Annotated in this window: 4 protein-coding genes; all 4 read left to right on the top strand. The window is 63.0% G+C overall.

Going from position 1 to position 3,519, the window contains the following annotated elements; translation table 11 throughout:
* Positions 1–100 precede the first annotated feature (100 nt).
* The gene (locus tag ECTPHS_RS13505) at positions 101–1,762 is read left to right on the top strand and encodes a response regulator (protein WP_168044679.1); all 1,662 of its coding nucleotides are present in this window, start codon (positions 101–103) and stop codon (positions 1,760–1,762) included.
* Positions 1,763–1,906: 144 nt separating this feature from the next.
* Positions 1,907–2,329, top strand: a complete 423-nt coding sequence (locus tag ECTPHS_RS13500) for a hypothetical protein (protein WP_008933321.1) — start codon at positions 1,907–1,909, stop codon at positions 2,327–2,329.
* A gap of 218 nt (positions 2,330–2,547) precedes the next feature.
* Entirely contained in the window at positions 2,548–3,144 is a 597-nt protein-coding gene (locus tag ECTPHS_RS13495) for a hypothetical protein (protein WP_040406147.1), read from the top strand.
* Positions 3,145–3,189: 45 nt separating this feature from the next.
* Positions 3,190–3,519: helix-turn-helix domain-containing protein (locus ECTPHS_RS13490; RefSeq protein ID WP_008933319.1), on the top strand; the 330-nt coding region annotated here is incomplete at its 3' end.

Genomic DNA, 3,519 nt, shown 5'->3' with positions numbered 1-3,519 from the left:
AGCCTCTGACCGCTATCCTGTTCTATCTTCATATAGAAAGTGGTCCGGTGGACACACAATGGCCTTCAGGAATGCCCAGCCCTGGGCGGGTTCAAGCATCATGTCGCAAGAACAGCCGCATGCCTGCGGACGCTCGGCGGAATGCGCCAAGGGAGATGCGGCGTTCAGGGAACTGCTTGAGCACCTGCCCCAGCGCATCTTCATCAAGGATACCGCCCATCGCTATGTGTATTGCAATCAGTGGTTTGCGAACGATATCGAACTTCAGCCCGAGGACATCATCGGCAAGAACGACCATGACCTGTTTCCCGGGCATCTGGCCGACCAATACGTTCGCAACGACCAACAGGTTCTGAGTACCGGAAAGCAGCAGCAGTGGGAAGAGCGGTTTTTCAACGCCGCGGCGGGGGCCTACCTGTGGGCGCAGACCACCAAGATCCCCTGGCGCGACGCCGAGGGCAGGATCACCGGCGTCATCGGTGTTTTTGACGACATCACCGAACGCAAGGCAGCCGAAGACGCCCTGCGGCTGGCCAAGGAAGAGGCCCAGAGCGCCAACAAGGCCAAAAGCCTGTTCATGGCCATGACCAGCCATGAAGTGCGTACCCCCCTGACCGCCATGCTGGGGCTGATTGAATCCCTGCTGGAAACCCCTCTGACCAACAAGCAGTACCGTCAGGTGGAAGCCCTGCACCGATCCTGTGAAATGCTCCGCGGCATCGTCAACGACATCCTCGACTTCAGCGAATCGGAAGCCGGGCAACGGCTCAGTCTCAATCCCGAACCCACCAATGTCCGCAAATTGCTGGAGCAGAGTGTGGAACTGATGGAGGGGATTGCCCGCGCCCGGCGCAACCGCATCGTGTCCTGGATTGACCCGGCGCTGCCCGAGCATGTGTTGGTGGATTCCCTGCGGTTGCGCCAGGTTCTCTGGAACATCATCGGCAATGCCAACAAATACACCGAGCACGGCACCATCTCCATTGGCCTGAGGTGCCTGCCCCATGCCGGGAGCGGCCCGGCCGCGCCTGATCTCTATCGATCCCAGTTTGATATCAGCGATACCGGTATCGGCATCGATCCCGAGATCCAGGCCAGGCTCTTCGAACCGTTCTACAAGGATCACTCAAGCCTGATGAAACAGGTCGGGGGCGCCGGCCTGGGTCTGGCCATTGTCAGAAACCTGGTCACGGCCATGGGAGGCGAAGTCACCCTCCGCAGCCAGCGGGAGCAGGGCACCACGGTCAGTTTCCAACTGGATCTGCCCCGTGCCGACCCATGCGGACAGTCACCGCGGTCGGACGGCAACCCCGCGGTTCGGCCCGTCCTCGCAGAGACATCCGCCTTGATATCCCCTGACAGGCATCACCTCCTGGTCGTGGACGACAACGAGGAAATCCGGGAACTGGTCAAGGAGACGCTGGAGTCCCTGGGGTGTGACGTGACCACCGCCGGCAACGGCGAGCAAGCCGTGGCACTGGCCCTTGAAAACACATACGACCTGATCCTGATGGACTGCCAGATGCCCGTCATGAGCGGTCTGGAGGCCACCCGCCATATCCGCTCCGGCCAGCCCGAAGCGCAGCATACTCCCATCGTAGCCCTGACTGCCGCTGTCATGAAGGAGGACGTCCGCAATCTTGCCCTGGCCGGCATGGATGATCATTTGAGCAAGCCCTATACACGCAACGAACTCAAGCGTTTGCTGGAGCGCTGGCTGGGAGGGGGGGTGCCTCGCCGAAGCATCCGAAATGGACTTTAAGCCGGGGGAAAGGGGTGCTTGTGCCGAGTGAGCGGTTGTATCCTTTTATCATGGAAATCCTTAAGGGCCGGTTCGGGAATGATCTTGTTCGGAATATCCTCCGGTCCATGCGGGTAGCTACATCACGGCAAAGGAGCAGTCAGCATGTTGGGACGGAACACACACCCTTCCGAGGAAAACCCGAACGCCGGCTTGCTGCAGATTCAGGATCAGGCTCCGATCACCCCCTTCCGGGTGTGGTGGGTGCAGCAGCAGTCCGGTCTGTCGGATGAGTCGCTATATGAACTGCAAAGGCGCAACATCGATGTTTTTCTGGAAACCAGCATCGCCGCAGCCCTGAAAAAGCCGGGCCAGGCCCTGGAAGTGGACTGCCTGGTGCTGGATGTCAGTCATGCGGAGGCGCAGGCCTTTGCATTGGTCGACCAGGTGCGTGCCTGGGCCCATGTGGAGCGCAAGATGCCGCCCTCCATCATCGTGCTGAGTGAGTCGCTGGATCAGGCAACCCTGCGCCGGATCTTTCGCAAGCAGGTGGATGACCTGCTGTTGTTTCCCGCCCCTAATCGCTGACCACCGCCCGATTCGAAGCGAATTATTCCCCCGGTGAGGGAGTCGGTGCGGTGGCGGAGTGTGGAAGGGGTCTGTGGAGAGATGCCCGGATTGATTCACCGGGACTGGTAGACCGGGGCGTGCCCGGGCATGATTTGAGGCCAACCCATAAAAGTGGCCCGCCACGGTAGCCGCCGTGCGGGCCGGTGGCCGGTGTGCTATTGCGCCTGAGAACGCCTTTGACCGGCGAACAATACGTTACCGAGCAAGGCTGGTTGAAGGCAAGCCTGACGTGTTGTCCGCTGCATCCCGCCGGGGGCTGTGGCTTTGCCCGCCACGGCAGCTATCCGCGCAAGCGGCCCTTGGGGGCGCGGATCGCCCGCTGGTACTGCCCGTTGGGGCATCGCACGTTTTCCCTGATACCCGATTGTCTGGCGGCCCGCTGGTCGGGGACGTTGCAGACGGTAGAGGTGGCGGTGATGACCGCGGAGACCGCGCCCAGTCTGGTGGCGGCCGTCAGGGTCCTGCGCCCCGACATCGAGGAGGCGGGTGCCCTGCGTTGGGTACGCCGCCGCAAGGATGCGGTAGGCGATGGCTTGCACCGCCTCAGGGGTCTGCTGCCCGACCTGCTCACTGATGGCGTCCTCACCGTGACCGCCTGCCAGATCGCCTTGGGCCTGACGCCCCTGCTGCCCGCCCTGCGTGAGATTGCCGCGCCCTGGCTTGATCAGTTGCCGCCGCCACTCGGTTTTGCCCACCGCCGCGGTGGCGGTGGGTCCACTCCATCACTGGACCCACACACCATGGGCCCTGACCCGCCCGGCAGCGGGGCGTAGCGTCGTGGAGCGACCATTTGGGTCGTTTGCCCCGGAGACGCTGCCATGCCCGATCCCTCCCATGACCTGCGCCACGAGATCGCCCTGTTCCGTTTCGGGCTGATCGCCGACCTGGTGCGCCGGCCGCCCGGCGCGCCCGGGCTCTACACCCAGCTCCATGCCATTGCCGCCCGCTCCCATCCGATCCCCGGCAGTGATCGCACCCATGTGGCCGCCGAGACCTTGCGGGACTGGATCAAGAAGTATCGCCAGGGGGGCTTTGACGCCCTGCTGCCCAGATCACGCCAGGATCGCGGCCAGCCCCGGCGTCTACCCGCGGCCGTGACGGAGGCCCTGATCGCCTTGAAGGAGGCGCATCCTTGCTGGTCCGTGCGC

This window comes from Ectothiorhodospira sp. PHS-1 (assembly GCF_000225005.1).
In the GTDB taxonomy this organism is placed as follows: Bacteria; Pseudomonadota; Gammaproteobacteria; order Ectothiorhodospirales; family Ectothiorhodospiraceae; genus Ectothiorhodospira.
Note: the sequence above shows the minus strand (reverse complement) of the source record. Positions and strands in the feature narration are given on the sequence as shown.

Coding starts and splice junctions, on each gene's coding strand:
- ECTPHS_RS13505 (WP_168044679.1), top strand. CDS start 101: ATGTCGCAAGAACAGCCGCATGCCTGCGGACGCTCGGCGGAATGCGCC.
- ECTPHS_RS13500 (WP_008933321.1), top strand. CDS start 1,907: ATGTTGGGACGGAACACACACCCTTCCGAGGAAAACCCGAACGCCGGC.